At 74.4% G+C, this 25,573-nt stretch carries 22 protein-coding genes; 17 read left to right on the forward strand and 5 right to left on the reverse strand.

Translation table 11 applies throughout. The features are described from left to right. Positions 1-108: 108 nt before the first annotated feature. On the reverse strand, positions 109-1,446 hold the full coding sequence (locus tag ACFQRF_RS03565; RefSeq protein ID WP_379868726.1) for a hypothetical protein: 1,338 nt from the start codon (positions 1,444-1,446) through the stop codon (positions 109-111). A 76-nt stretch (positions 1,447-1,522) separates the two neighbouring features. Then, positions 1,523-1,792 (reverse strand): putative acetyltransferase, encoded by a 270-nt coding sequence (locus tag ACFQRF_RS03570; protein WP_379869035.1) that lies wholly within the window; start codon positions 1,790-1,792, stop codon positions 1,523-1,525. 181 nt (positions 1,793-1,973) lie between these two features. Here ACFQRF_RS03570 and fdxA point away from each other — a divergent pair, with 181 nt between their 5' ends. Next, positions 1,974-2,297: a ferredoxin gene (fdxA, locus tag ACFQRF_RS03575; RefSeq protein ID WP_379869036.1), complete on the forward strand. Its 324-nt coding sequence runs from the start codon at positions 1,974-1,976 to the stop codon at positions 2,295-2,297. Between the two features lie 247 nt (positions 2,298-2,544). Next, positions 2,545-3,681 (forward strand): succinyldiaminopimelate transaminase, encoded by a 1,137-nt coding sequence (gene dapC / locus ACFQRF_RS03580; RefSeq protein WP_379868727.1) that lies wholly within the window; start codon positions 2,545-2,547, stop codon positions 3,679-3,681. A gap of 29 nt (positions 3,682-3,710) precedes the next feature. Here the strand turns inward: dapC and ACFQRF_RS03585 are convergent, their stop codons facing one another. Then, on the reverse strand, positions 3,711-4,592 hold the full coding sequence (locus ACFQRF_RS03585) for a hypothetical protein (RefSeq protein ID WP_379868728.1): 882 nt from the start codon (positions 4,590-4,592) through the stop codon (positions 3,711-3,713). Between the two features lie 372 nt (positions 4,593-4,964). Between ACFQRF_RS03585 and ACFQRF_RS03590 the strand changes: the two genes are divergently transcribed. The 3 genes from ACFQRF_RS03590 (at position 4,965) to ACFQRF_RS03600 (ending at position 7,879) form a co-directional block, all read left to right on the forward strand. Then, positions 4,965-5,801 carry a 2,3,4,5-tetrahydropyridine-2,6-dicarboxylate N-succinyltransferase gene (locus tag ACFQRF_RS03590; RefSeq protein ID WP_379868730.1) on the forward strand — a complete coding sequence of 279 codons (837 nt, stop codon included), beginning with the start codon at positions 4,965-4,967 and terminating at the stop codon, positions 5,799-5,801. A gap of 84 nt (positions 5,802-5,885) precedes the next feature. Next, positions 5,886-6,947, forward strand: a complete 1,062-nt coding sequence (gene dapE, locus ACFQRF_RS03595; RefSeq protein WP_379868732.1) for a succinyl-diaminopimelate desuccinylase — start codon at positions 5,886-5,888, stop codon at positions 6,945-6,947. Between the two features lie 110 nt (positions 6,948-7,057). Beyond that, positions 7,058-7,879, forward strand: coding sequence for an LOG family protein (locus ACFQRF_RS03600; RefSeq protein WP_379868734.1), 822 nt, complete (start codon positions 7,058-7,060; stop codon positions 7,877-7,879). A 45-nt stretch (positions 7,880-7,924) separates the two neighbouring features. On the opposite strand, the gene ACFQRF_RS03605 is transcribed toward ACFQRF_RS03600, so the two are convergent. Further along, a complete protein-coding gene (locus ACFQRF_RS03605) occupies positions 7,925-8,710 on the reverse strand; it encodes a protein phosphatase 2C domain-containing protein (RefSeq protein WP_379868736.1) in 786 nt (261 codons plus the stop codon). Positions 8,711-9,307: 597 nt separating this feature from the next. On the opposite strand from ACFQRF_RS03605, the gene ACFQRF_RS03610 reads away from it, so the two are divergent. The 5 genes from ACFQRF_RS03610 to ACFQRF_RS03630 all read left to right on the forward strand — a co-directional run bounded on the left by ACFQRF_RS03610 (position 9,308) and on the right by ACFQRF_RS03630 (position 13,083). Beyond that, a complete protein-coding gene (locus tag ACFQRF_RS03610) occupies positions 9,308-9,433 on the forward strand; it encodes a lasso RiPP family leader peptide-containing protein (protein ID WP_379868738.1) in 126 nt (41 codons plus the stop codon). Positions 9,434-9,642: 209 nt separating this feature from the next. Next, a complete protein-coding gene (locus ACFQRF_RS03615; protein ID WP_379868740.1) occupies positions 9,643-11,601 on the forward strand; it encodes an asparagine synthase-related protein in 1,959 nt (652 codons plus the stop codon). Positions 11,602-11,672: 71 nt separating this feature from the next. Then, positions 11,673-11,930, forward strand: a complete 258-nt coding sequence (locus tag ACFQRF_RS03620) for a lasso peptide biosynthesis PqqD family chaperone (RefSeq protein ID WP_379868742.1) — start codon at positions 11,673-11,675, stop codon at positions 11,928-11,930. Beyond that, a complete protein-coding gene (locus ACFQRF_RS03625; protein ID WP_379868744.1) occupies positions 11,927-12,340 on the forward strand; it encodes a lasso peptide biosynthesis B2 protein in 414 nt (137 codons plus the stop codon). Before ACFQRF_RS03620 ends, ACFQRF_RS03625 begins: the two co-directional genes overlap by 4 nt. Continuing rightward, a complete protein-coding gene (locus ACFQRF_RS03630) occupies positions 12,337-13,083 on the forward strand; it encodes an ABC transporter ATP-binding protein (protein WP_379868746.1) in 747 nt (248 codons plus the stop codon). Before ACFQRF_RS03625 ends, ACFQRF_RS03630 begins: the two co-directional genes overlap by 4 nt. Positions 13,084-14,877: 1,794 nt before the next feature. On the opposite strand, the gene ACFQRF_RS03635 is transcribed toward ACFQRF_RS03630, so the two are convergent. Then, the gene (locus ACFQRF_RS03635; protein ID WP_379868748.1) at positions 14,878-15,780 is read right to left on the reverse strand and encodes an SCO6745 family protein; all 903 of its coding nucleotides are present in this window, start codon (positions 15,778-15,780) and stop codon (positions 14,878-14,880) included. Between the two features lie 544 nt (positions 15,781-16,324). On the opposite strand from ACFQRF_RS03635, the gene ACFQRF_RS03640 reads away from it, so the two are divergent. The 7 genes from ACFQRF_RS03640 to ACFQRF_RS03670 all read left to right on the forward strand — a co-directional run bounded on the left by ACFQRF_RS03640 (position 16,325) and on the right by ACFQRF_RS03670 (position 25,473). Next, positions 16,325-17,392 (forward strand): LacI family DNA-binding transcriptional regulator, encoded by a 1,068-nt coding sequence (locus ACFQRF_RS03640; RefSeq protein WP_379868749.1) that lies wholly within the window; start codon positions 16,325-16,327, stop codon positions 17,390-17,392. 46 nt (positions 17,393-17,438) lie between these two features. Beyond that, positions 17,439-19,067, forward strand: coding sequence for an FAD-dependent oxidoreductase (locus ACFQRF_RS03645; protein WP_379868751.1), 1,629 nt, complete (start codon positions 17,439-17,441; stop codon positions 19,065-19,067). Between the two features lie 480 nt (positions 19,068-19,547). After that, positions 19,548-21,686 carry a hydantoinase/oxoprolinase family protein gene (locus tag ACFQRF_RS03650; RefSeq protein ID WP_379868753.1) on the forward strand — a complete coding sequence of 713 codons (2,139 nt, stop codon included), beginning with the start codon at positions 19,548-19,550 and terminating at the stop codon, positions 21,684-21,686. A 44-nt stretch (positions 21,687-21,730) separates the two neighbouring features. Beyond that, a complete protein-coding gene (locus ACFQRF_RS03655; protein ID WP_379868755.1) occupies positions 21,731-22,399 on the forward strand; it encodes a hypothetical protein in 669 nt (222 codons plus the stop codon). A 9-nt stretch (positions 22,400-22,408) separates the two neighbouring features. After that, complete coding sequence (locus tag ACFQRF_RS03660; RefSeq protein ID WP_379868757.1) at positions 22,409-23,707, forward strand: TRAP transporter large permease subunit; 1,299 nt, start codon at positions 22,409-22,411, stop codon at positions 23,705-23,707. A 31-nt stretch (positions 23,708-23,738) separates the two neighbouring features. Next, complete coding sequence (locus ACFQRF_RS03665) at positions 23,739-24,749, forward strand: hypothetical protein (protein WP_379868759.1); 1,011 nt, start codon at positions 23,739-23,741, stop codon at positions 24,747-24,749. 55 nt (positions 24,750-24,804) lie between these two features. Next, a complete protein-coding gene (locus ACFQRF_RS03670) occupies positions 24,805-25,473 on the forward strand; it encodes a phosphoribosyltransferase (RefSeq protein WP_379868761.1) in 669 nt (222 codons plus the stop codon). Positions 25,474-25,573 lie beyond the last annotated feature (100 nt).

Here is a 25,573-nt window from a genome sequence, read left to right on the forward strand (position 1 = left end):
GCCGTCGGCGCCGGACCCGGCGCCGGTGATCCACCTGTCAGGCTATGGGGTCCCGCCGGCGCACCGGCACCGGGTGGCTTCGAGCCGGGCCGGCCACCGGCCCGGCGCCTAAAGGGAGGCGCGCGGCGTGGTCGCCGAGAGATGCATCGCGGTCAGCACGAACGCCCGGCCGACCGTGGTCAGGCGCTGGCAGCGCGCCTCGCCGAGCAGGCCGGGGTCGCGCAGGCAGCCCAGGGTCTCCAGCAGCCACGTGACCGTGATCAGCACCGACCGCACCTGCTGGGTGCCCGGTTCCTCGCCGGTGCCGTCGTGTTCCCACCCGGCGTCGGTCAGCACGAGACGGGCCTCCTCGGCGATACTGACCCCATCGCCGTCCTCCCGCCGATGGCTCCCCGCGCGCGGGGAGCGCAGGAGCAGCAGACCGAACAGCGTCTCGGCGGCGGCCTGCTGGAAGCCGTCGGTCCGCAGCACGCTCTCCGCAACGGCACGCCACAGCGCCTCGGTGCTGGCGTGCAGCCGCTGGCCGCGGCGCGTCAGCACCAGCCGCCGGCCGGAACGGCGGACCGCTCGCATGCCGCGCAGCAGCTTGTGCAGCGCGATGAGCTGCATGACGTCGGTCTCGCTGCGCGGCGGCGACGGAGAGGTGGACCAGTCGAACTCCGCGCACAGCTCCCGCACCACGGTCGGGGAGATGTAGCCGATCTGGGTGAGCTGGATGCCTTCGTCGGCGTAGTCGAGCAGCCGGTGCACCGGGGCCAGCGCGCGTGCCGCGCCGTTCGGGAGCTCGGCCCCGGCGATGATCTGGCCGAGCAGCGGCCACAACTGCTGCCGGTGCGGGTGCGAGCGCGCGGCCAGCCAGTCGCGCACCCGCTCCTCGCGGATCCGGTCCAGCCGGCTCCGGCCGTGCCCGTCGGGCTGGGTGAGGAAGACACGGGCGTGCTGCTCCTGCGCGGCCCGCCAGCCGGGCGTGCCGGGCCGCACCTCACCGGCGGCGATGGCGAGTTCCAGGGCGGCCGAGGTGGCCTGGTACGCCTCGATCTCGGCGCTGCCCAGCGCGGTGCCCCACGTCAGCTCGGCGAGATCCGGCGGCTCGATCCCCGAGGCGCGCATCCGGCGCTCGTAGGCGGCGACACCGGTGTGGTGCCCGAGCGCGTAGGCGGCGAGGATCTCACGGGTGTGGTCGGAGGTGCAGATGCCGGCGTAACGCGGCAGGTCGAGGAGGGAGAACAGCCGGCCGAGCGAGTGCGCCACGAACAGCCGGTCCTGCGACTCCGCGGAGAACCGGGCCGGAAGCACGTACCAGCAGAACTCCTGTACCGCGCGCTGGGTCAGCCGCTCCAGATCCTGCCCGGCGGTGAGGCTGGCCAGAGCGGACTCCGCGCTGCGGGCCGCGGCCGGGTCCAGGCGAGCCATCTGGGCGAGAGCGGACGCGACGGTCTCCTGCATGGTGTGGCTCCGTCACCTCCTGCTCGGGCCGCGCGCCCGGCTGCGGCTGCTCCTGTTCTCCCCGCCGGACCGTGACCTAGGGGTCCCGGCCATCCCGCCCGGTGCCCGGAGCGCCACGGCGCCGGGGCGGGTGCTGCGGCACGACTCTGCTCGCGACCACGTCGCGCGCCGCGACCTCGCCGACGGAGCCGTCTCGGCGGCGCACCCGGAGGACGCCGTTCTCCCATGACACCAGGACACCGACGATATCTCGGAACCGTCCGTCTGGCAGCCGGTTGCGCAGAGTGACGCGCCGGCCGACGTCCTGCGGTGTCACCGAATCGGCCAGCCGCGCGACGTACCCCACCTCGTGGACCCCCAATTACGCTCGAAGGCCGAAGCAACGCAATACTAGAAACAGCGAAACGCGTGTCCACCGGCCGACGTTCCCGCATGCCACCACCCCGGCATCGCCAGGCTATGTGACACCGCGAACATCCATATGCGCATATGCGGTCAACGTGGCGAAGACCGAAGAGGAGTACGACGTGACCTACGTCATCGCGCAGCCCTGTGTCGACGTGCTCGACAAGGCATGCATCGAGGAGTGCCCCGTCGACTGCATCTATGAGGGCCAGCGCATGCTCTACATCCACCCGGACGAGTGTGTCGACTGCGGTGCGTGCGAGCCGGTGTGCCCGGTCGAGGCCATCTACTACGAGGACGACCTGCCCGAAGAGTGGTCCGGGTACTACAAGGCCAACGTCGAGTTCTTCGACGAGCTCGGTTCCCCCGGCGGCGCCTCCAAGGTCGGCAAGATCGAGCGGGACCACCCGCTCGTGGTCGCGTTGCCCCCGCAGAGCGAGGGCTGACGGAGCCTCCCGTGGCGAGTGAACGGGAATGGATTCTCTCCCGTGGCGAGTGAACGGGAATGGATTCTCTCCCGTGGCGAGTGAACGGGGATGGGCTCTCTCCCGTGGCGAATGATCGGGAGGGTGGCCCGGGGCGCGGCCGCGGTGGCCCCGCGGCGCGGACCCCACCCGCCTCCGCCGCCGGCCGGGCGCGCGGGGTGCACCAGCGACCGTGTTCGCGACAAGCGAAATCGAGGTGACAGCGTTCATGGGGCTCACTGGCTCGGAGAGCGGGCGACGCCGCGTGGCGGACCGGCTGCCGACCTTCCCCTGGGACCGGCTGGCCCCGCACAAGGAGGCCGCCGCCGCACATCCGGACGGGCTGGTCGACCTCTCGGTCGGCACCCCGGTCGACCCGGTGCCCGAGGCGGTGCGCGCCGCCCTCGCCGGCGCGGCCGACTCCCCGGGCTACCCCGCCACCTACGGGACGCCGCGGCTGCGCGAGGCGATCGCGGGCTGGCTGGAGCGTCGCCACGGCGTTCCGCTCGACCCGGCCGCGGCGCTGCCCACCATCGGCTCCAAGGAAATGGTCGCCTGGCTGCCCACCCTGCTCGGCCTGGGGCCCGGCGACGTCGCCGTCCACCCCGAACTCGCCTACCCCACCTATGACATCGGCATCCGGCTCGCCGGTGCCACTCCGGTGCCGGCCGACGGGCTGGCCGCGCTCGGCCCGCGGCGGGTGCGGCTGGTGTGGATCAACTCGCCTGCCAATCCCACCGGGCGGGTGCTGCCCGCCGTCCACCTGCGCAAGGTGGTGGAGTGGGCGCGCGAGCGCGGAGCCGTCGTGGCCTCCGACGAGTGCTACCTCGACCTCGGCTGGGACGGCGTGCGGCCGACGTCGATCCTGCACCCCGACGTCTGCGGTGGCTCGCACGAGGGGCTGCTGGCGCTGCACTCGCTGTCCAAGCGGTCCAACCTGGCCGGCTACCGGGCGGCGTTCGTCGCGGGCGATCCCGAGCTGGTCGGCGAGCTGCTGGCGGTGCGCAAGCACGCCGGGATGATCGTGCCCGCCCCGGTGCAGGCGGCCATGACGGCCGCGCTGGAAGACGACCGGCACGCCGACGAGCAGAAGGAGCGCTACCGCGTCCGCCGCGAACTGCTGCGCGGCGCCTTCGAACGCGCCGGCTGGCGGATCACGCACTCCGAGGCCGGGCTGTACCTCTGGGCCGCGCACCCTCGGCACGACGCCTGGGACTCCGTCGCCCGGCTCGCCGACCTGGGGATCCTGGTCGCGCCGGGCGACTTCTACGGCGCGGACGGCGGCGGGCACGTGCGCGTCGCGTTCACCGCCACCGATGAGCGGGTCGCCGCGGCGGCCAAGCGGCTGGCGGCTCTGGAGGTGTAGGGGGCCGGAACCGGCGCTCCGGCGGCCCCCTAACGCAGGACGATCTCCGCGGACTCCCCGGCGTCCTCGGCCGTGGGCGCCGCGTTCTCGCCCCCGACCTCGGTCCAGCCGTCGATGCCGTCCGCGGCGGTCCACCGCCAGCCGCCGTACTCGACCGTCGTCAGCCCGTACTCCTCGGCGTTCGCGACCGCCCACAGCGCCATGGCCCACCGCCGGTCGCCGGTCTGCGGCTCCGCGCCGTCCGCCGGCCGGTCCTGACCGGCCGAGAACACCCGGTCCATCTCCGCCCGAGCGCCTTCGACGTCGGCCGCGTCCGCGGCTTCGGTGTCGTACCAGCAGGTCACCGCGGGTCCCTCCGCGCCGGTGAACGCCTCGGCCATGGTGCGGGAGCGCGACTCGTGCTGGTCGTAGGCGAAGCCGTCGGCGCTGCGCTGCACGGCCTGGGCCGCCTCGTAGACCGGCATGTCCTGGTAGCCGGACAGCTCGGCCAGCCGCTCGTAGAACGCGCGGCTGGAGTAGACCGGGTCCATCAGGTGCTCCGGGTCGCCCCATTCCTGCGACGGGCGCTGCTGGAACAGTCCGACCGAGTCACGGTCGCCGAACCCGATGTTGCGGAACTTCGACTCCTGCCAGACAGTGGCGTACGCCACGACCACGGCGTGCGGCGGCAGATCCATGCCGAACGCCACGCCGCTGATCGTCGCGGCGTTCGCCGCCTGCTCGACCTCCAGCTCGTCGGTCTCGCCCGCGGCGGTGAGGGTACAGCCGGACACGGGCGGCGGCGGTGTCAGCTCGACCCGCTGCACCGACCGGACCACGTAGTAGCCGCCGGCGACGATGGCGGCGCAGACCACGGTGAGCGCGGTGAGGATCTTGATGAAGGCGGAGATTCTTCGACGCTTCTTTGGCACACGCAGACCGTAATGGCTAGGGGCGGGACCGGAACCGGGCCGGGGGAGCCGCCTCGACGGACAGAACGGGTGACGCCGACGCGCGGCCCCGTCTCCCCACGGCCGCGGCAGGGCGTGGTGCGGTGGCGGGGCAGCCGCCGGAGCGTGGCTGGTGGCTGCCGCCCGCGACGGGCGGCACACCCGTGCGTACCGCCCCGCGCCGCTCCTCGCCGAGCACGCCGGCCGGTGTGGGCGGCGCCGCGCAGGAGGGCGGGGCCCCACCAGACACGCCCCCGATACTAGAGGGCGCGGATGAACACGCCCGGGGCGAACCCGCGCCGCCGGCCCGCCCTGTTCGATCCGGCCCGGCCGGACCCAGTAGGCTCCACAGCCATGACCACCTCGTTCACCAGTCCGCTTCCCGCGTCGATCGACGAGCTGTGGGAGCGCCGATCCGAGCTGACCCCCGACGACACCGAGGCCCGTGACATCATCGTGGGCGCGGTCGACGAACTCGACGCCGGCAAGGCCCGCGTCGCCTTCGTTGACCCCGAGACGGACCGGGTCGTCGTCGACGAACGCGCCAAGCGCTCGATCCTGCTCAGCTTCCGAGTCCTGGGCATGGTGGAGTCGAAGGTCGGCGAGTTCCACCACCACGACCGCATACCGCTGAAGACCCGGTTCGACGGAGTCCGGGTCGTCCCGGGCGCGATCGCCCGCTGGGGCGCCTACCTCGCCCCCGGTGTCGTGCTGATGCCGTCGTTCACCAACTTCGGCGCGTGGGTGGGGTCCGGCACCATGGTCGACACCTGGGCCACCGTCGGCTCCTGCGCCCAGGTCGGCGAGAACGTGCACCTGTCCGGTGGTGTCGGCGTCGGCGGCGTCCTCGAACCGCCGCAGGCGTCGCCCGTCATCATCGAGGACGACGCGTTCCTCGGTTCCCGCAGCATGGTCGTCGAGGGGGCGCGGGTGCGCCGCGGGGCCAAGCTCGGCGCCAGCACCATCCTGACCGCCTCCACCCGCGTCTACGACGCCGAGACCGGCGAGGAACTGCCGCGTGGCGAGGCCCCGGCGTGGTCGGTGTGCGTCACCGCGAACCGGGTGAAGAGCTTCCCGGGCGGCGACTTCGGCGTGCCGTGCCTGCTCGTTCTCAAGCGCCTGGAAGAGGGCCAGGAGCACGAGAAGCTCGCCCTGAACGACCTGCTGCGCGAGCACGGCCTCAACGCCTGACCTCCGCCGGCCGCCGCCCGAGGCGGCGGCCGGCCGCCCGCACCCGGCACGAACCCACGACAGTCGAGAGCCGAAAGCCCTGCCATGTTGGATCTCAGCGCCGACGTCCGCACCCTGACCGCCCAGCTCGTCGACATCGAGTCGGTGAGCGGCGGCGAACGCGTGCTCGCCGACGCCGTCGAGCGGGAGCTGCGCGCGCTGCCGCACCTGAACGTGCGGCGGGACGGCGATTGCGTGGTCGCCCGCACCGACCTCGGCCGGCCGCAGCGGGTGGTGCTCGCCGGGCACATCGACACCGTGCCGATCGCGGGGAACGTGCCCTCGCACGTTCGCGACGGGCGGCTGTACGGGTGCGGGACGTCGGACATGAAGAGCGGCGTGGCCGTGCAGCTCCGGCTGGCCGCGACCGTGCCCGAGCCCGTCCACGACGTCACCTACGTCTTCTACGACTGCGAAGAGATCGACGCCGAGCGCAACGGGCTGCGGCGGCTGGCGCGGACCCGCTCCGACTGGCTGGCCGGCGACTTCGCCGTGCTGCTGGAGCCGACGGACGGCGTGATCGAGGGCGGCTGCCAGGGCACCATGCGCGCGCAGGTCGTGGTGCCCGGCCGGCGCGCGCACAGCGCGCGATCCTGGATGGGGCGCAACGCCATCCACGACGCCGGGCAGGTGCTGGACATCCTGCGCGCGTACACCCCCCGCCGCCCCGAGGTCGAGGGACTGCGGTTCCACGAGGGCCTGAACGCGGTGTTCATCTCCGGCGGGGTGGCCGGCAACGTGATCCCCGACGAGTGCGTGGTCACGGTCAACTACCGGTTCGCCCCCGACCTGACGCTCAAGGAGGCCGAGGAGCACCTGCGCGACGTGTTCGACGGCTTCGAGGTGCGCGTCATCGACGCCGCGCCCGCCGCCCGGCCCGGCCTGGACCACCCGGCAGCCGACGCGTTCGTCCGCACGGTCGGCGCGGGGCAGGCGCGCGCCAAGCTGGGCTGGACCGACGTCGCCCGGATGGCCGAACTCGGCATCCCCGCCGTCAACTACGGGCCGGGGGACCCGACGCTGGCGCACACCCGCGACGAGTACGTCGAGCTGGACGCGATCGCGGCGGCGGAGAGCCGCATGGCCGGCTGGCTGACCGGGGCCTGAGCGGACGTGCCGGGGGCCGCGCGGCCGCCGCACCGTCCCGTTCGCCGCTGGTCGCCGGCCGGTGCCGCCGACGTCGATCCGAGGGCACCCGATCCGGGTAGCGTGACTCCATGACGGAATCGCGATCGAAAGTCCGCCGGGCGGGCCCGCTGACCTACCGCGGCGGCGCCATCCCCACGACCACCACCGACCAGCGGCTGCTGGACAGACGCGGACCCACCGACTGGGTGCACACCGACCCCTGGCGAGTGCTGCGGATCCAGTCGGAGTTCGTGGAGGGCTTCGGACTGCTCTCCGAGGTGGGCCAGTCCGTCAGCGTGTTCGGTTCCGCCCGGATCAGGCCGGGCAACCCCCATTACGCCGTGGGCGAGGCCGTCGGGCGCAGGCTCGCCGAGGCCGGCTACAACGTCATCACGGGCGGTGGGCCGGGCCTGATGGAGGCCGCGAACAAGGGGGCGCAGGAGGCGGGCGGCACCTCGATCGGCCTCGGCATCGAGCTGCCGTTCGAGCAGATGCTCAACGACTACGTCGACGTCGGGGTCACCTTCCGGTACTTCTTCGTGCGCAAGACCATGTTCGTGAAGTACTCGCAGGCCTTCGTCGTGCTGCCGGGCGGCTTCGGCACGATGGACGAGCTGTTCGAGGCGATCACGCTGGTGCAGACGGGGAAGGTCACCCGCTTCCCGGTGGTGCTGGTCGGTTCGGAGTTCTGGGGCGGGCTGTGCGACTGGATCCGGCGCACCCTGCTGCTGGAGGGCGTCATCTCCCACGACGATCCCGGCCTGATGCACCTCACCGACGACCCCGACGAGGTGGTGGAGATCATCCGCAAGTCGCATGTCGACCTCGCGCGGCAGGAGTTCGAAGCCGACCAGGTCGAGGCGACCGCGGCCGACATCGAGGCCGCCGAGCGGAGCGGGAACGGCACGTAGCCACCCGGGCGCCGCGCCGCGGCGCCCGTGGGCGGACCGGCGGTATCAGGCGCCCGATTCCGGCCGGCCGGGCGGGGGGAGAACCCCCAGCAGCGCGGTGGCGTCGTCGTGCGGCTTGCCGCGCGGGACGCCGTGCCGCCGCTCCTCCGCGCGGACCCACGCCACGAGGGCGGCCGGGCCGTCCTGTGTGAGCCGGTCCCAGACCGCGTCCCACCGGTGACCGTAGTACTCCACCAGCCGGGTGACACCGTCGGTGAGCAGCGCGAACCGGCCGTCGGCCGAGCGGACCGAGCCGGTCACCGCCTCGTGGGCCGCTCGCGGGTCGGTGCTCGCCACCCAGAACCCGCCGGGGCTGTTGCGGGCGGCGCGCACCAGTTCGAGCGAGTAGGGGCGGCCGCCCGGCAGGTGGTCCAGCCGGTCGTCGGTGACCGCGGTGATCGCGCCGTCGGGGGTGCGGAACAGTGCGGCGGAGTCGGCCAGCAGCAGGTAGTCGAACCCGGGCCCGGTGCGGCGCACCAGGGCGACGGTCGAGGACGGGCTGTCAGGGTTGCCGAGGTCGCAACCCGGCCCGTGCGCGGCGCGGGTCCGTTCGATCGCCGCGGCGAGCAGGTCGGCCAGCGGGTGCTCCCGGCCGGGCGGGTCCGCGGCCAGCTCCGCGGTGAGCGCCCCGGCGAGCTGGGCGACCAGCCAGCGGACTCCGTGCCGGCAGCCGGTGTCGACGCCGGGCGGCGCGGTGGCGCCGTCGAGCACGAACGCCCAGTCCGTCCCCGCCGCCGCGTGGTCCTCGTTATGGGCGCCGGTGCCCTGCGCGCTCGCGTAGCTGACCTGCACGCGGCAACCCTAGGCCAGACCCGGCGGGCCTCCGGGGAGGGGGGCCCGGGAAACCGCCGTTCGGCCGACGGTCGCCCGGCACCGACCCGGTGTCGTGGCGCAGCGTGTGCGCGCCGATACGCTCCGTCTATTCCGGGTCGACGGGAAACCAGGAAAAGGGCGGGCGGGAATTCTGTGAATCGCGGCCGGTGGCCCCCGATACGTAGTGGCGGAGGGCGGCCATGACGGGCCGCCGGTGAATCCGTCATCGCGGGAATTCCGGTATTTGTACGGCGGTCGACCGGTCGGCGAATCCCGGTTTCGGTCGCCGCCGTCGATGATCACATTACGCCGTTCCGCTTCGCGGGCGCCGTCGACACTCCGGCGCTGTCGCGACGTGCGACGACGGTTACCCGCCACCGGCGCGCAATTGGTGACGGCTGATACCGCCGTTTCGGTTGGGCGCAACCGGGTGACGGAATCGGACTTCGGTGTGCACGCCACGAAGGTAAAGCATCGGTAAAGTGCGCAGGTGGCATGTGTGTTCCATATTTGCTGGAGGGAATTTCCTCGACTGGTGAGACGAGATGGCCCGCCGCCGGAAAGGGGGTGATCCCCATGTACGACACGACGCCGGTGTACGAGACCCCCGTCCTGGTGGAGGTCGGCGATTTCGCCGAACTCACCACCGGCTACGGCCTGTTCCCCGTCTACGACGGCTGGGATTTCGGAATCTGGCCCTGAGCCGACACCGGCGGGCCGCGCACCTTTCGTCGGCCCGGGTACGCCCCTCGTACGACCGTCTTTCGCGGTCAGCGCCTCCCGGTGCCCCGCCGGCCGGCCCAGCCGTGTGGACCGCGCGACGTCAGGAGACACCGGCCGGTCCGCCACGGCTCCGCGGACCGGCCGGTCCCCTCCCGCCGCGACACCAGCCGCGACATAAGAGGTGTTGATTGTCCGAGCACGTGTGGTTCGCCGTGTTCCCCGACGACGAGGGGGGCAGCGCGGCGGCGCGGGAACTCCAGCCCGAGCGGCTGCGGAGCGGGATAGTGCCGTCCGAGCGGCTGCGGAGCGGGATAGCACCGTCCGAGCGGCTGCGGAGCGGGATAGCGCCGTCCGAGCGGCCACCCGGCGGCGATCACTCGTGCGCCGCGCAGGTGTTCACCCACGCGTCCGGGCGGCCGTGGCTCATCGGCAGCTGGCCGCCCGGCGAGGTCACCGTCGCGGGTGCGGGCACCGCCATGATCGCCGTCTTCGGCCGCTGCTCCGCGAGCGCCGCGGAACTCGCCGCCCTCATCCGCGACACCCCCGACATCGGCCTGATCCAGCACCGGACCCGCACCCTGGCCGGCAGCTTCCACCTGGTGGCCTCCATCGCCGGAACGGTGTGGGCGCGGGGCGCCGCCTCCGGAACTCGCAGGCTCTTCCACGCCCGGATCCGCGGCGCCACCGTGGCCGCCGACCGCGCCGACGTCCTCGCCCGGCTCGGCGACGCCGCCATCGACGAGCGCGCGCTCGCCCTCCGGCTCGTCACCCCGGCGCCCGCGCCTCCCCTGGAGGAGCGCAGCGTATGGCGTGACGTGCACAGCGTCCCCCCTGACCACGCCCTCGTGCTGGCCCCCGGCGCGACCGTCCGCATGGCCCGCTGGTGGCGCGCTCCCGAGGCCGCGCTCTCCCTCGCCGAGGGCGCCGACCGGGTCGCCGACGCCCTCGGCGGAGCCGTCGCCACCTGCGCGGCCGACGGCGGAGTCGTCAGCGCCGACCTTTCGGGCGGGCTGGACTCCACCGCGCTGTGCTTCCTCGCCGCCCGCACCGGAGTCCGGCTCGTCACCCATCGCTGGGGCGCCGCCGACGCCGGCAACGACGACGCCGTGTGGGCGCGGCGGGCCCGCGCCGCGCTGGTCCGGGCCGAGCACCAGATCACCGGCACCCAGCGGCTGTCGCCGTGGTTCTCCGGCCTCGTGGAGCCGCGGCTTCCGCTCGATGAACCCTTCCGCTGGGTCCGCGGGATCGCCCGGGTGCCTGAGATCACCGCGTCCCTGGTCGAGGCCGGGTCTCGGCTGCACCTCAGCGGACTGGGCGCCGACGAACTGTTCACCGGCACCGCCCTGTACCTGCACGACCTGCTGCGCGTCCGCCCCTGGGCGGCCGTCCGCGCCGCGCGCGGCTTCCGCGCCCTGCACCGCTGGCCGCTGGACGCGACCGCCCGCGCCCTGGTCGGCCACGACTCCTACCGCGCCGCCTACGACCGCGCCGGCCGCGCCCTCACCGACCCCGTCCCGCGGCCGCACGACCCGCACCTCGGCTGGATCCTGCCGGCCCGCCTGCCCGCCTGGGCCACCGACGACGCCGCCGCCTTGGCCCGCGAGGCGGTCCGGGACGCCGCCGAGTCGGCCGCCCCGCTCGCCGCCACCCGGGGCCGGCACGCCACCCTGGCCGCCGTGCGCACCTCCGGGGTGACGCTGCGTTCGCTGGCCGTGCTGTACCGCGCGGCGGGGGTGTCGCTGGCCGCCCCCTATCTCGACGACACGGTGGTGCACGCCGTGCTGGCCGTGCGCCCGGAGGAGCAGTGCACGCCGTTCCGCTACAAGCCGCTGCTCGCCGAGGCCCTGCGCGGCGTCCTGCCGGACGGCCTGCTCGCCCGCCGCACCAAGGGGGACTTCAGCGCCGACGCCTTCGCCGGGCTCCGGTACAACCGGCCGGATCTCGTGGCGCTGACCGAGGATCTCCGGCTGGCCCGGCTCGGACTCGTCGATCCCGTGGGGCTGCGCGAGGCCATCACCGGCGTGCACCCGAGCGCCACGACGCTCAGCCAGATGGAGGCCACGCTCGGGGTGGAGGCGTGGCTGCGCTCGACGCAGGTCGACCCGGGCCGGTCCGTGCCGGCCCGCGTCCTGGGCGGGCGGCCATGACGGCCGTGGGCGGGCGGCGCCCGCCGGGCCGGGGCGGCCCGCCGCTGCCGGCCTCTGGAGGAAGGAAAGTCATGACACTGGCCCTGCGCGCCGATGTCTCGGCGGCGGACACCGGGGAGGGAATGGTGCTGCTCGACGAACGCACCGGACGCTACTACCAGCTCAACGGCACCGGCGCGGTGGTCACCCGGCTGCTCCTGGACGGTTGTACCGCCGAGGAGGCGGCGGACCGGCTGGCCGACCGTTATCCGGTGCACCCCGACCGCGCTGCGGTCGACGTGCGCCGGTTGCTCGCGTCGCTGCGGCGGGCCGGGCTGGTGGCGCCATGAGCGTCCCGTGCGCGATGCCACGCCGGCGGCGGCTGCCGTTCGGGCGCCGGATGTCCGGCCGGGTCGCGGTCGGCCTGGCGCACGTGCTCGCCACCCTGCCCCCGCGGCGCATCCGCTCGGTGCTGCGGCTGCTGCGGCGCGGCGCCCGGCCCGCCACCGCGGTGCAGGCGCGCCGCGCCCGCGAAACGGTCGTCGCCGTGAGCCTGTTCTGCGCGGGAGAGGGCTGCGTGCAGCGTTCCCTCGCCACCGTGCTGCTGTGCCGGATGCGCGGCGTGTGGCCCACCTGGTGCCTCGGGGTGCGCACCGAGCCGTTCCGCGCGCACGCGTGGGTCGAGGTCGACGGCGAGCCCATCGGTGAGCAGCAGCGGGCCGGATACTACCGCCCTCTGATCATGGTCCCCGAGCCGTGATCGCCGCCGGTGAAGCGGGCCGGTGGGACGCCGTCGGCGCCGGGACGGCGGCGATCCGGGCGCGCGGCCTGCGCAAGCACTTCGCGGGAGTGCGGGCGGTGCGCGGGGTGGACCTGACCGTCCACGCCGGCGAGTCCGTCGCGCTGCTGGGCCCGAAGGGCTCCGGCAAGTCCACGACCATCGCGATGCTGGGCGGACTGGTACCGCCCAGTGCGGGCCGCGCCGAGGTCGGCGGCCTCGACGTCACGGCGTTCCCCGAGCGGGTGCGGCGCGGCGTGGGCGTGGTCGGCGCGGCGGCGGGGGACCTGGACGAGCGGCTCACCGCGGTGGAGATCCTCTGGCGGCAGGCCCGCGACTGCGGGCTGTCGCGCAGCGCCTGCTGGGAACGGGCCGCTCGCATGCTGGAGGCCGTCGGGCTCACCGACCGCGTCCGCGGGCCGGTGCGCGGGTTCACCCGCGACATGCGGCGCCGGCTGGAGGTCGCCCGCGCGCTCGTGCACGACCCCGAGGTGCTGTTCCTCGACGAGCCCGGCGCCGGACTCGACCCGGGCAGCCGCGCCGAGATCTGGCGCTGCCTCGACCGCGCCCGCCGCCGACGCGGCGGCACCCTGGTCCTCGCCACCACCGAGTGGGCCGAGGCCGAACGCTGCGACCGGGTCGCCGTGCTGGTGCGCGGACGGGTGGTCGCCGAGGGACCACCGGACGCCCTGTGGCGCGATCCACCCCGCCGCCGCGCGTCCTGACGCCGATCCGGGGCGGCCAGCGCGCCCAACGGGCCGCCGGGCTGACGGCCGGGACGTGGACTCCGGCGGCGCCGAGGACCGCCTGTGGCCGTCCGAGGGTCGGACCGGGCCGGGCGGGGAGGTGCTCGGAGACCGGTGAGCCGGATGTGGGCGAACATGGACCCTTGCGCGGCCGTCAAGATGTTGCGGTGGTGCCATTTCTCGCGCTGCCGGTCGCTATCTGGGGGACGGCGTGTGCGGCCGATCACCGATGAGCGCCACGCAGCTCGGCGGTGGCCTAGCCGAGTGGTTCTTTTGTGGCTGGTGGTCGTAGGCGATCAAGGACCTGGTGACCGGTGCGCCGGTGTGGTGGTCGTGCCGGATCGCGGCGGTCATGGCCGGGATCGGCCGGCCGGCCCTGACCGCGGCACCGCTCGAAGGACCCGTCCGCCGTGGCGCTCCAGGCCGAGCCGGCCTTCGAGAGTGTCGTTGACCGGCTCGATCGACTGCCGCACCGCTGTGAGCGGGTGTTCGCCGGGGCGGGGCCTGTCCCGCTTGAAGGGAGGGCCGCAGCAAGCGTGATCCCCCGCGCGAGGCGTCCAGCCTGGACCTGCCGGGAGGCGAAGCCCTGGCCGGCGATCAGGATCGGCCCCTCCCCGCCGGGCGGCCGGGTGCGGTTCTGCTTCCCGCGTGGCCGCCAGGGCCGCGCGCTCGCCGGCTCTTCGGGCCGGCCGGGCGCCACGTGACGGGCAGGCGGTGCGGGGTGCGCGCCAGGAGCAGGCGCGGTCCCCGGTAGAGGCGCGAGTGGGACCGGCTGCGGTAGCCGTGTGCGGCCCCGTCCGGCCGGGCCGGAGCGTTGCACTGTGGGGCGGGAGCGACCGCACTGCACGGGGGCGGTGGTCCACACGGTGCCGTGCCGGAAGCCGGTGCCGGGGGCGGCCGGCCGGGTCGTCGATCTTGACGTGGAGTGCGGTGAGGAGGGTGTCCAGGTCTTGCGTCACGACTCGGTCTTGGACGCCCGCTCTGCATGCCCGGAGACCCACCGAACATCGGAACAACTTGTCCAGGTGAGCCGGATGTGGGCGAACGTGCAACCCTCGCGGGGCCGTTCGGGCCGTTCGGGCCGTTGCGGTCGTGCCACTTCTCGTGCTGCGGGCCGATATGTGCGGCCCGTCGCCGATGAGCACCCCGCCGCTCTGCGGTGGCCGAGGGGCGGGTGCGCCGCTCAGTGATCGCTTGACCGGGCCGCCGTTCAGTCAGCTGGATGGCGGCGTTGCGTGTGCGGAGCACCGGCAGGGGCGCGTCCGCAGTTCTTCGGGGGGCGTGGACCGCGCCGCTTCGGGCCGAGCCGGTCGTCCATGTCCGGATCACGGCCGCCTCGACGCGCGTCCCGGTGCAGCCTTTGCCGCCCGGACGGGGCCGGTCCCCGGTGCGGGCGTATCGCGTTGAGCAGGTGCACCGCCTGCTTGCGCTCGTCCAGTTCCTCGGGTCGGGGCAGGGACGCCGGCACGGTTCCGTCGGAGGTGGCCGGCAGCGGTTCGGCGCCTGGTCCCAGGCCTGTTCTTCCCTGCCGTGGCCGGTGACGCCGCCCGAACGCTGAGCGTTCCGTCGGCACCCGGGAGGCCCACGGCGCGGCGGACGCCGTCCAGCAGCCTGAGCTTCTCCCGGCAGGGGGACGAAACGGACCGGCCGCATGGCGGTTGCGCGCGGCAGGGGCGTCAGGGCGCGCGTCGGGGCCACCGCCGACCGGCCGGGCGACGTGGACGCGGCCGACGAACGCGGGGCATGGTGACGCCCCCCGGGCAGCGGCCGACTTCAGCCGGTGGGCGCCGGCCGAGCGGTTCCCGGCAGGATCCCGGAGTCCGTGACGGCCTGGGCGAGCGGCGCCGCGAGCCGCGCCAGCCGGGCGCAGCCCTCGGCGCCGAGGGAGGCGTAGGCGGGCGCGGCGAGCCGGTCGGTGTGCTCCTCGATCTCGGCCCGGGTCCGGCGGCCCAGCTCGGTGAGTTCGACCGGTCGGCCGTCGTCCCCGCCCGTGACCTGGCCGCGGTCGCGCAGCCGGTCGACCGCGGCGGCCCACGCCTCGGCCGGCCAGCCGCGCGAGGTCCGCAGCCTGTGCGCGTCGGCCCGTCCGGCGGCGGCGTAGCTGACGAGGGACTCCACCGGGTCGAGGCCGGCGGTGAGCAGCGCCGCGAGGTGCCCGTCGCCGCGGAACTCGCGCAGCAGCGTCTGCGCGTGCCAGAGCACCAGGTGCGGTTCGTCCGGCCAGTCCAGCGTGGCGTGCGCGGCGAACAGCGGACGGCCGTGCGGCTGCTCGATGGCGGAGAGCGCGGCCCGGCGCGCGAGCTCGGCCGCCTCGGCGATGCCGGGCGAGCGGAGGAGGTCCGTGGGGGCGACCGCGCGCAGGGCGGCGTCGGCACCGCGCAGCCGGGCGGCGGTGATCGCGGCCGGGGACACGGTCTCCCAGACGCGCGGAACCGAGGCGCGCACGAGTTCGGGGCTGAACGAGTAGAAGGCGGCGATCACCACGTCCGCGGCGACCGTTCCCAGCGGCGCCGACCGTGACGCGAAGTATCCGTCCTGGTACGTCGCGACCCCGAGCGCCTGGTACTCGGCCGTCGGTTCCGGCGCGAAGTACACCAGGGTGTGCACCCGCTCCACCGCCTGCCACGTGTCACGGACCTGCGCCAGGGAGACGGGGGAGAGGGTCGCGGAGGACATGGCGGCCTCTTTCGTTCTGCGGTTCCGGTGACCGGATCAGGGCGACCCAGGTTAGCCCGGCGGCTTCCATGATCGGTAGGAGCCGTTCGGCCGGACCCGGCCGGACCGGACGGCGCTCTTCCCCGCGATTCGCAACCGTTGACGGACCGCTCGCCCGGCCGTTGCGGGGAGTGGACCGGCGGCACGTCACCGGTCCGCACCGACGCGGAGGGACACCGGCCGGTTCGACGCGCTGGAGGAGTTCCGTCCACGACGCTCCCGTGGGAGAACCGCGGTCCCGCCCGGCCGAGTTCCGGACCCGGGCCGGCCGGGGCGGCCGACGCGCAGCGGCGACCACGTCCAGGCGCACCGCGACGACGACATCGCGATGGCTCCGGCGCATCGCCTGCCGCCGTTTCCAAAGCGCGGATATTAGCCGGATATTAGCCTGCGGCTGCTCTTGACGGTCCCCGTGACCCGAAGGCAGTGTGCTGGCTAATCCGCACCGGCACTCGGATAGCGCGCACAGCCGGGAGCTAATGCGTATTAGCGAAGGAGGTGGCGCATGGTCGAGAAGCGGCCCGCGAAGGTCCGGCGGGGGCGGCCGCGGCAGGCGGAAGTGGCCCGGCTGGCCGGAGTGTCGCAGACGACGGTGTCGCTGGTTCTCGGGGGCAACCGGCAGGGCATCGCGCTGCACCCCGACACCCGGGCCCGGGTGCTGGAGGCCGCCCGGGAGCTGGGGTACGTGCCCGACCCCGCCGCCCGCCGGCTGGCCGCCGCCCGCAACAACCTGCTCGGCGTCTTCAGCTTCACCGCGACGTTCCCGACCGCCGTGGAGCACTCCTACTATCCTTTTCTCGTCGGAGTCGAGCAGGAGGCCGCGGCCCACGGCTATGACCTGGTGCTCTTCACCGGGTCCAGCCCCGGCGGCGCACAGGCCGGCGCGCCCGGCGCACTGGAACGGGTCCGGCTCGCCGACGGATGCCTGTTCCTCGGCCGCCACATACCCACCGGCGAACTGCGCCGGCTCGTCGAACACGGCTACCCGGCCGTGCACATCGGCCGCCGCGACGAGCTGGACGGCCTGGCCTGGGTCGGCGCCGACTACGTCGACGCCAGCGCTGAGGTGGTACGGCACCTCGCCGGGCTCGGCCACCGCCGCGCCGTCCTGGTCCGGGAAGACGACGACGCGCCCGCCTCCACCGACCGCGAGCGCGGCTTCCGCGAAGCGCTCGCCGCCACCGGGCTCGACGGCCCCGACCCCGTGATGCGGGCCGCGGACCCGGCCGCCGAGATCACTCCCGCCTGGCTGCGGCGGCGGCGCGCCGAGGGTGTCACCGCGTTCGTCGCCGAGGAGACCGACACCGGCGCCGCCTGGCGGGCGCTGCTCGCGGCCGTCGAGGGCGCGGCGCTCGACGTTCCCACGGACGTCTCCCTCGTGCTGCTCGGCTCGCCGCCCGCCGACCTCGCGGGACGGCCCCGCCCAACGGGCTTCGACGTCCCCAGGGCCGAGCTCGGCGCCGCCGCCGTGCGCGCGCTCACGGCCCTGCTCACCGAGGGCGAGACCGAGTCGCCGCTGGTGGCCTGCGCCTTCCGGCACGGGGACACCACGGGCCCGGCGCCCGCCCAGTGACTCGCGACCCCGCCAGAACGAGGAACGAGTAAGGAGCACGCAGCACATGCCCACCCCCATCGCCACCCCCGCCGAGACCGACGTCCTCATCGTGGGCGGCGGCCTCGGCGGAGTGGCCGCCGCCCTCGCCGTCTGCCGGGCCGGGCGCACCGCTGTCCTGACCGAGGAGACCGACTGGATCGGCGGCCAGCTCACCGCCCAGGCCGTGCCCCCGGACGAGCACCCCTGGGTGGAGCAGTTCGGCGTCACCGCCACCTACCGGGCGCTCCGCGAGGGGATACGCGAGCACTACCGTCGCTGGTACCCGCTGCGCGCCGAGGCCCTCGCCCTGCCGCGGCTCAACCCCGGCGCCGGCCGGGTCAGCAAGCTCTGCCACGAGCCGCGGGTGGCGCTGGCGGTGCTGGAGGCGATGCTCGCACCGCACCGCGCCGCCGGCCGGCTCACCGTGCTCACCGAGCACCGCCCCGTCGCCGCCGAAGCCGACGGCGACACCGTGCGCGCCGTCACCGTGGAGGACGTCCGCGACGGCGCCCGCCACACCATCACGGCCCCGTACGTCATCGACGCCACCGAGACCGGCGAACTGCTCGAACTCGCCGGCGTCGAGTACGCCATCGGCGCCGAGGCCCGCGCCGAGTACGACGAGCCGCACGCCCCCGAGACCGCCGACCCGCTCAACCAGCAGGGCATCACCGTCTGCTTCGCCCTCTCCCACCACGAGGGCGAGGACCACACCGTCGACCGCCCGGACGGCTACGACTTCTGGCGCTCGTACCGTCCCGGCTTCTGGCCCGGGCCGCTGCTCGGCTTCCTCGCCCCCGACCCTCGCACGCTGGCGCCCGTCGAGCGCACCTTCGCACCCAACCCGGAGGTCGACCCGCTGAACGTCACCGCCGACCAGAGCGCCGACGCGGGCGACAAGGAGCTGTGGGGCTTCCGCCGCATCCTCGCCCGGAGGCTGCACCGTCCCGGCGCCTTCGACTCCGACGTCACCCTCGTCAACTGGCCGCTCAACGACTACTGGCTCAAGCCCCTGGTCGGCGCCGGGGACGAGACCGCCCGGCAGGCGCTCGCCGGGGCCCGGGAGCTGTCGCTGTCCGTCCTGTACTGGCTGCAGACCGAGGCCCCGCGCCCCGATGGCGGCACCGGCTTCCCCGGCCTGAAGCTTCGCCCCGACGTCACCGGCACCGCCGATGGACTGGCCAAGTCCGCGTACGTGCGCGAGGCCCGCCGCATCAAGGCGGTCACCACCGTCACCGAGCACGACGTGGCCATCGACATCGTGGGCCCGTACGGCGGCACCCGGCACCGCGACTCCGTCGGCGTCGGCGGCTACCGCATCGACCTGCACCCCTCCACCGGGGGCGACAACTACATCGACATCGGGTCGGTGCCCTTCGAGATCCCACTCGGCGCGCTCGTGCCGCGCCGGGTCCGCAACCTGCTGCCCGCCGGCAAGAACATCGGCACCACGCACATCACCAACGGCTGCTACCGCTTGCATCCCGTGGAGTGGAACGTCGGCGAGGTCGCCGGCGCGCTCGCCGCGCACTGTCTCGCCGAAGGCGTGCGGCCGCACCAGGTTCAGGAGGAGGACAAGAGGTTCGAGGAGTTCGCCCGCGTGCTCGACCGGGCCGGCGTGCAGCGCCACTGGCCTGACGTCCGCGGCTACTAGCGCCGTGAAGCATGAGCCGCCGAGCGTCCGGAGGCGCCGACGGCGCATGCCGGAGGCCCACCCCGTTGGCGGTGGAGGGGAGCGAGGTGGTGAGTGCGACCGGGGGCATGGAGCGGCGAACCGCCGAGCGTCCGGAGCCGCCGACGGCGCATGCCGGAGGCCCACCCCGTTGGCGGTGGAGGGGAGTGAGGCGGTGAGCGCGACCAGAAACACAAGGCGGCGAACCGCCGAGCGTCCGGAGGCGCCGACGCTCTCGCGCGTAGCGCCTTTCGCGTTGGCGGTGGAGGGGAGTGAGGCGGTGAGCGCGACCAGAAACACAGGGCGGCGAACCGCCGAGCGTCCGGAGCCGCCGACGGCGCATGCCGATGGCCATGTCTCGTGGGCGGGCGGAGCGGTGGCACGGCTCGCACCCGTCCCGTCGAAAAACCGGCCCGCACCGATCCGCTCGATCCGTGTACGACAGAGGAAGGTGTCCCCATCATGGCCCCGCACCGCATCCGCGTCGGCATCGACGTGGGCGGAACCTTCACCGACGCGGTGGCGATCGACTCCGCCACGCTGGAGCTCATCGCCCAGGTGAAGGTCCCGACCAGCCACCACCACGCCGACGGTGTCGCGCACGGCATCGTGACGGCACTGGACCGGCTGCTGAACGACGTCGGGTGCGCCCCGGATGACGTCGCGTTCCTCGCCCACGGCACCACCCAGGCGACCAACGCCCTGCTGGAGGGCGACGTGGCCCCCGTTGGCCTTATCGGCATCGGCACCGGCCCCGGATCCGTGCCGACCAGGCGCCTCGCCGGGCTCGCCAAGCTCGAACTCACCCCCGGCAAGCGGCTCCCGCTGCGCTACGCGCACGTCCGCGACCCCGGCGACGCGGCGGCCGTGCGCGCCGCCGTCGAGCAGGTCACCGCCGCCGGGGCGGAGGTGCTGGTGGCCAGCGAGCCGTTCAGTGTCGACCTGCCGGACGGCGAGGAGGCCGTGCTGGCGGCGGCCCGGCCGTGCGGGCTCCCGATGACCGCCGCGCACGAGATCACCTCGCTGTACGGACTGCGCAAGCGCACCCGGACCGCCGTCGTCAACGCCGCCATCATGCCGAAGATGCTGGCCACCGCCGACCTGGTGGACTCCAGCATCGCGGCGGCCGGGGTGAAGGCGCCGCTGATGGTGATGCGCTGCGACGGCGGCGTGATGTCGCTGGCCGAGATGCGGCGGAGGCCGCTGCTGACCGTGCTGTCCGGGCCCGCCGCCGGGGTGGCGGGGGCGCTGATGCAGGAGCGGGTCAGCGAGGGGGTGTTCCTGGAGACCGGCGGCACCTCCACCGACATCAGCGTCATCCGTCGCGGCAAGGTCGCCGTCCGGCACGCCACCATCCTCGGCAGGCCCTCCTACCTCTCCGCGCTGGACGTCCGCACGGTCGGCGTCGGCGGCGGCTCGATGGTGCGGATCGGCGGCGGGCAGCGGCCGGCCGTGCACGCCGTCGGGCCGCGCAGCGCGCACATCGCCGGCCTGCCCTACGCCTGCTACGCCGATGCGGAGGATCTGCGCGACGCGAAGCTCGCCACCGTGCGCCCGCTCGACGGCGACCCGGACGACTACGCGGTCCTCGACGCCGCCGGCGGCCGCTTCGCCATCACCATGACCTGCGCGGCCAACGCGCTCGGCCGGGTGCCGGACGGCGACTTCGCCGCCTGCGACCCGGTGGTGGCCCGGAGCGCGCTGACGCCGCTGGCGCAGGCGCTGGGCACCGACGTCGCGGGCGCCGCCGAGCAGATCCTCGACGCCGGGGTGAAGCGGGTGCGCGAGGTGGTGGACGCGATGATCCGCGACTACCGCCTCGACCGCGACTCCGCCGTCCTGGTCGGCGGCGGAGGAGGCGCCGCCGCCGTCACCCCGCACCTGGCGGCGGCCACCGGTCTCACCGGCCGGATCGCCGCGCACAACGAGGTCATCAGCCCGATCGGCGTCGCGCTCGCGCTGGTGCGCGAGCAGATCGAACGGATCATCCCGGGCGCCGCCCAGGAGCAGATCCTCGGCGTCCGCGCCGAGGCCGAGGCCGCGGTCGTCGCGCAGGGCGCGGCGCCCGGGGCGGTGGAGGTCGAGGTCACCGTCGACCCGCAGACCAACACCGTTCGCGCCGTCGCCACCGGGGCCACCGAGCTGCGCACCCAGGACCGTACCCATCGCGCCGACGCCGACGAGCGCCTCACCGCGGCGGCGACCAGCCTCAGGACCCACCCGTCGGCGGTCGAGATCCTCGCCGCCACCCCCGCCCACACCGTCTACGGCACCGAACGCCGCCGCCGCTTCCGCAAGCCCCGCAACCCGGTCCGGGTGCTCGACGCGGACGGCGTGGTGCGCCTCCACGCCGCCGACGCCCGCGTCGCGACCACCACGGCGGGCGAGGCCCCGGAGCTGCTGACCCGGCTGATCCGCGAGTCCACCACATACGGCGACGGTGGCGTCCGCGCCCCGGCCCTGCGGCTGCTGATCGGCACCCGCATAGCGGACCTCTCCGGCGTCCTCGACGCGGAGCCGCTGCTGGCGCTGGCCCGCAGCGAGCTGCGCTCGCGCGCGGCGGACGAGCCGGTGGTCGCGGTCCTGGAGGCCCGCTCATGAGGGCCGGGGCGAGGGGTGCACCGAGCCGGGCCGCCGCCGGCCGCGTGCCGGTGCCCGCGGCGGGCCCCCTCCTCGACCGGCTCGCCCCCACCCGCCGCGCCGAGCTGCGCGCGAAGTGCGCGCGGCTGGCGGAGCTGGACGACGCGGAGTTCGGCGTCCGCCTGCTGGCCAACACCCCGACGCACGAGGGGCGCGACCCCGCGCTGCTCCGCCGCTGGGCGGAGGCGGCGACCGCGTTCGGCGCCGGGCTCGCCGCCGACGGCGGTACGCACGGACCCGCCCCCGCCGCACGGGTCGTGGTGCGCGACGGCGGCATGGACCGGCTGCTGCTCGCCCGCTACGTCTCGCGCCCCACCCCCGCCGTCGAACTGTTCGCCGACACCCTCGCCTTGGGCGAGGAGCTCGCCGAGCTGCTCAGCTGGCGGAAGTGGTTTCCCGCCGGGGCGCTCCGCGCCGCAGCCGTCGCACATGAGCAGGCGCACTGCCTGCTGCACCGCGACACCGCCCTCCGCCGCGGCCTGCGCGACAGGACCGGGCACACCGCGCTGCGGCTCGGCCGGCTCCGGATCGCCGGACACGTCGCCGGGGCCGACGAACTCGCCGCGCACGGCTACGCGGCCGCCCGCTGCGGTCTCGGCCGCAGCCCCCTACTGCTCACCGCCGCGCTCGCGAGCGCGGCCGGTGCCCTTGAAGAGGCCTTCGGAGAGGACTGAGGCGCCGCCATGGGAATAGTGATTCTGCTGCTCATGCTCGTGGGCGTCGGGCTGATGCTCGCCCGCAAGCTGCCCACCGCCTTCGCCCTCGTGCTGCTGGCCGTGGCCGTCGCGATCGTCGTCGGCGCCCCGCTCACCGGCGAGAACAGCATCTTCGACACCGTGCTGCAGGAGGGCGCGGTGGCGCTGGCCGCCACGATGCTCGCCGTCCTCATCGGCTCCTGGCTCGGCAAGCTGATGGAGGAGACCGGCATCGCCGGCACCCTCGTCCGCAAGATCGTCGAGTTCGGCGGCGACCGCCCCACCGTGGTCGCGCTCGGCGTACTCGCGGTCTCCGCGCTCATCGGAACCGTCACCGGATCCGCGCCCGCGGCGATGATGGCGGGCATCATCGGCATCCCCGCGATGATCGCGGTCGGGGTGCCGAAGACCACCGCGGCCGGCACCATCCTCATGGGCATCGCGGCGGGCATGCCGTTCGAGCTGCCGGTGTGGCAGTTCTTCTCCACCGCGCTCGACCTCCCCATCGAGACGGTGCAGGGCTTCATGCTGAAGCTGTTCCCCTTCGCCGCCGTCTTCGCCGTCCTGTTCGTCCTCGTCGAGACCCGCCGCAGGGGCGTCGAGCACGCATGGTCGCTGGCCTCGATGGCCGAGCGGCCTGCGGGCGGCGGCCGGCGGCGCGACCGCGCCCGGCAACTGGGCGACGCGCCCTGGTACGCGCTCCTCGCCCCCGCCGTCCCTCTGGTGCTGGCGCTCGGCTTCGGCCTGGCCATCATCCCGTCAATGCTGGCCGGCGTGCTCTACACCCTGGTGACAACGACCCGGCCGCGCGAGATGAACAAGCGGCTGCTGCGCACCCTCTACGCCGGCTTCGAGGTCGCCGCCCCGCCCATCGCGCTGTTCGTCGCGATCGGCATCCTGCTGGCCGCCGTGCAACTGCCCGGTGCCATCGACGCGCTCAACCCGCTGGTCACGGCGCTCAGCCCGGCGAACCCCGTGGTCTTCGTCATCGTCTTCACGCTGCTGACGCCGTTGTGCCTGTACCGCGGCCCGCTCAACGTCTACGGACTCGGCGCCGGCATCGCCGGGGTGCTGATCTCCGCCGGCGTCTACCCGGCCGTCGCCGTGCTCGGGCTGACCGCCTCGTACAACCAGGTCTTCGGCGTCGCCGACCCGACCAGCACCCAGACCGTGTGGGCGGCGCAGTACTCCGGCGTCAGCCCGCAGCAGGTGATGCTGCGCACGCTGCCGTACGTGTGGTGCGTCGCACTCGGCGGCCTGATCGTCACCGCCGCCACCCAGCTCTGACCGATCCCCCATCGACGAAGGAGCCACCGCAATGACATTCGACCGCCGCCGCTTCCTGCACATCGCCACCGGCGCCACCGCCGCCACCGCGGGCGGCGTCCTGTTCGCCGCCGGCGAGCCGGGCGCGGCCCCCGCGCTCGCCGCTCCGGGCGGCTTCCCGGACTACCGCTACGTGCGCACCCTGCTGACCCCCGGCCGGCTCTCGTACAACCCCACCGGCGAGATCATCTTCCCCTGCGTGCGCGGCGTCTACGACCGGCTGCCCGCCCCCCGGCTCGGCCGCTACTACCTCTACTACGCCCCGCACGACGCCCCCGGCGGTATCTGCCTCGCCTACGGCGACTCGCTGGAGGGCCCGTTCACCGAGTACCCGGACAACCCGATCGTCGGGAGGACGTGGTCGCCGCACTACAGCGTCAGCCACGTCTCCTCCCCGCACGTGATGTGGAACGCGGAGCACCGCGAGATGTGGCTGTACTTCCACGGTGAGAACACCACGACCCGGCTCGCCCGGTCCAAGGACGGCGTCCACTTCACCTACGACCGGGCCGTGCTGACCACCGCGATGCTGCCACAGGGCACCACCGAGGCCTCCTACGCCCGCGTCTTCCGGCACGACATACCGTCCCGCGGCGCCCGCTACGTCATGGTGTTCATGCGCAACGACGCCACCGACCATCGCGACATCGGCTGGGGCTGGTCGGCGGACGGCCGCTCCTGGGAGTTCGCCCGCGAGCCGCTGATCGACCACGCCGACGTCGGCGCGGCCAACGTCTCCGGGCCGCACCTGCTGAAGCGGAACGGCCGCACCTTCGTCGTCTACCACACCGACAAGGGGAGCGGCGGCAACATCCTCATCACCGAGGTCGGCGCCGACTTCTCCCGCCGCGACCACCTGGGCGTCTTCTACGACTCGCGGTCGGCGGCCCCGGAGAACGGCCGCGCCGCCGCGCCGGCCTTCGGTACCGACCGCGGCGTGCCCTACATGATCTACGAGGCCGGGGAGCGGCTCTCCGGCGCCATCGCCATGGCCCGCGGCTGAGGCCCGGACGGCACCGGGCGGGTGAGGGCACCGCCGCGCCGGGTAGCGGGCCGGCATGAGGGGATTCCGAGATCGGACGCAGGCCGGGGAACTGCTGGCCGAACGGCTCACGGGGCTCGGGCTGGACCGGCCGTACGTCCTGGCGTTGCCGCGCGGCGGCGTGCAGGTGGCGGTCCCGGTGGCCCGGGCCCTGTCGGCTCCGCTGGACGTGCTGGTGGTCCGCAAGATCGGCGCGCCGGGCAACCCGGAGCTGGGGATCGGCGCGGTCACCGCGCACGGTCCGGTGCTGCTCGACACGGAACGGGCCGCCCGGCTCGGGGTCGACCGGCACGCCCTGCTGCACACCGTCGAACACGAGCGCGCCGAGGCCCGCCGTCGGCTGCTGATCTACCGTGAGGGCCGCGGCGAGCCGGAGGTCGGCGGACGGGACGTCATCGTCGTCGACGACGGACTGGCCACCGGGGTGACCGCCCGCGCCGCCCTGCGCGACCTCGCGGACCGCAACCCGGCCTCCACACGGCTCGCCGTCCCGGTGGGGTCGGCGGCGGCCCTGGCGGCGGCGCGCCACGGGTCCGACTGCGACGAGGTCGTGTGCCTGCTCGAACCGGAGGACTTCCACGCGGTCGGCCTGTGGTACGAGGACTTCCCACAGCTCAGCGACGACGAGGTGGTGCACGCCCTCCACGAGGCGAGCGGAGGTTCCGCGCCGCGGCCCCGCGGGTGACCCCCGCCGTGCGGGCGGCCGACGGCGCCGTCCGCCGCCGTCGGCGCCAGGGACATGTTCGGGGCCGCCGTCCGGATCACGGCCGAACACGCCCCGGGGA

The organism is Marinactinospora rubrisoli, from assembly GCF_042664915.1.
Taxonomy (GTDB): Bacteria; Actinomycetota; Actinomycetes; order Streptosporangiales; family Streptosporangiaceae; genus Marinitenerispora; species Marinitenerispora rubrisoli.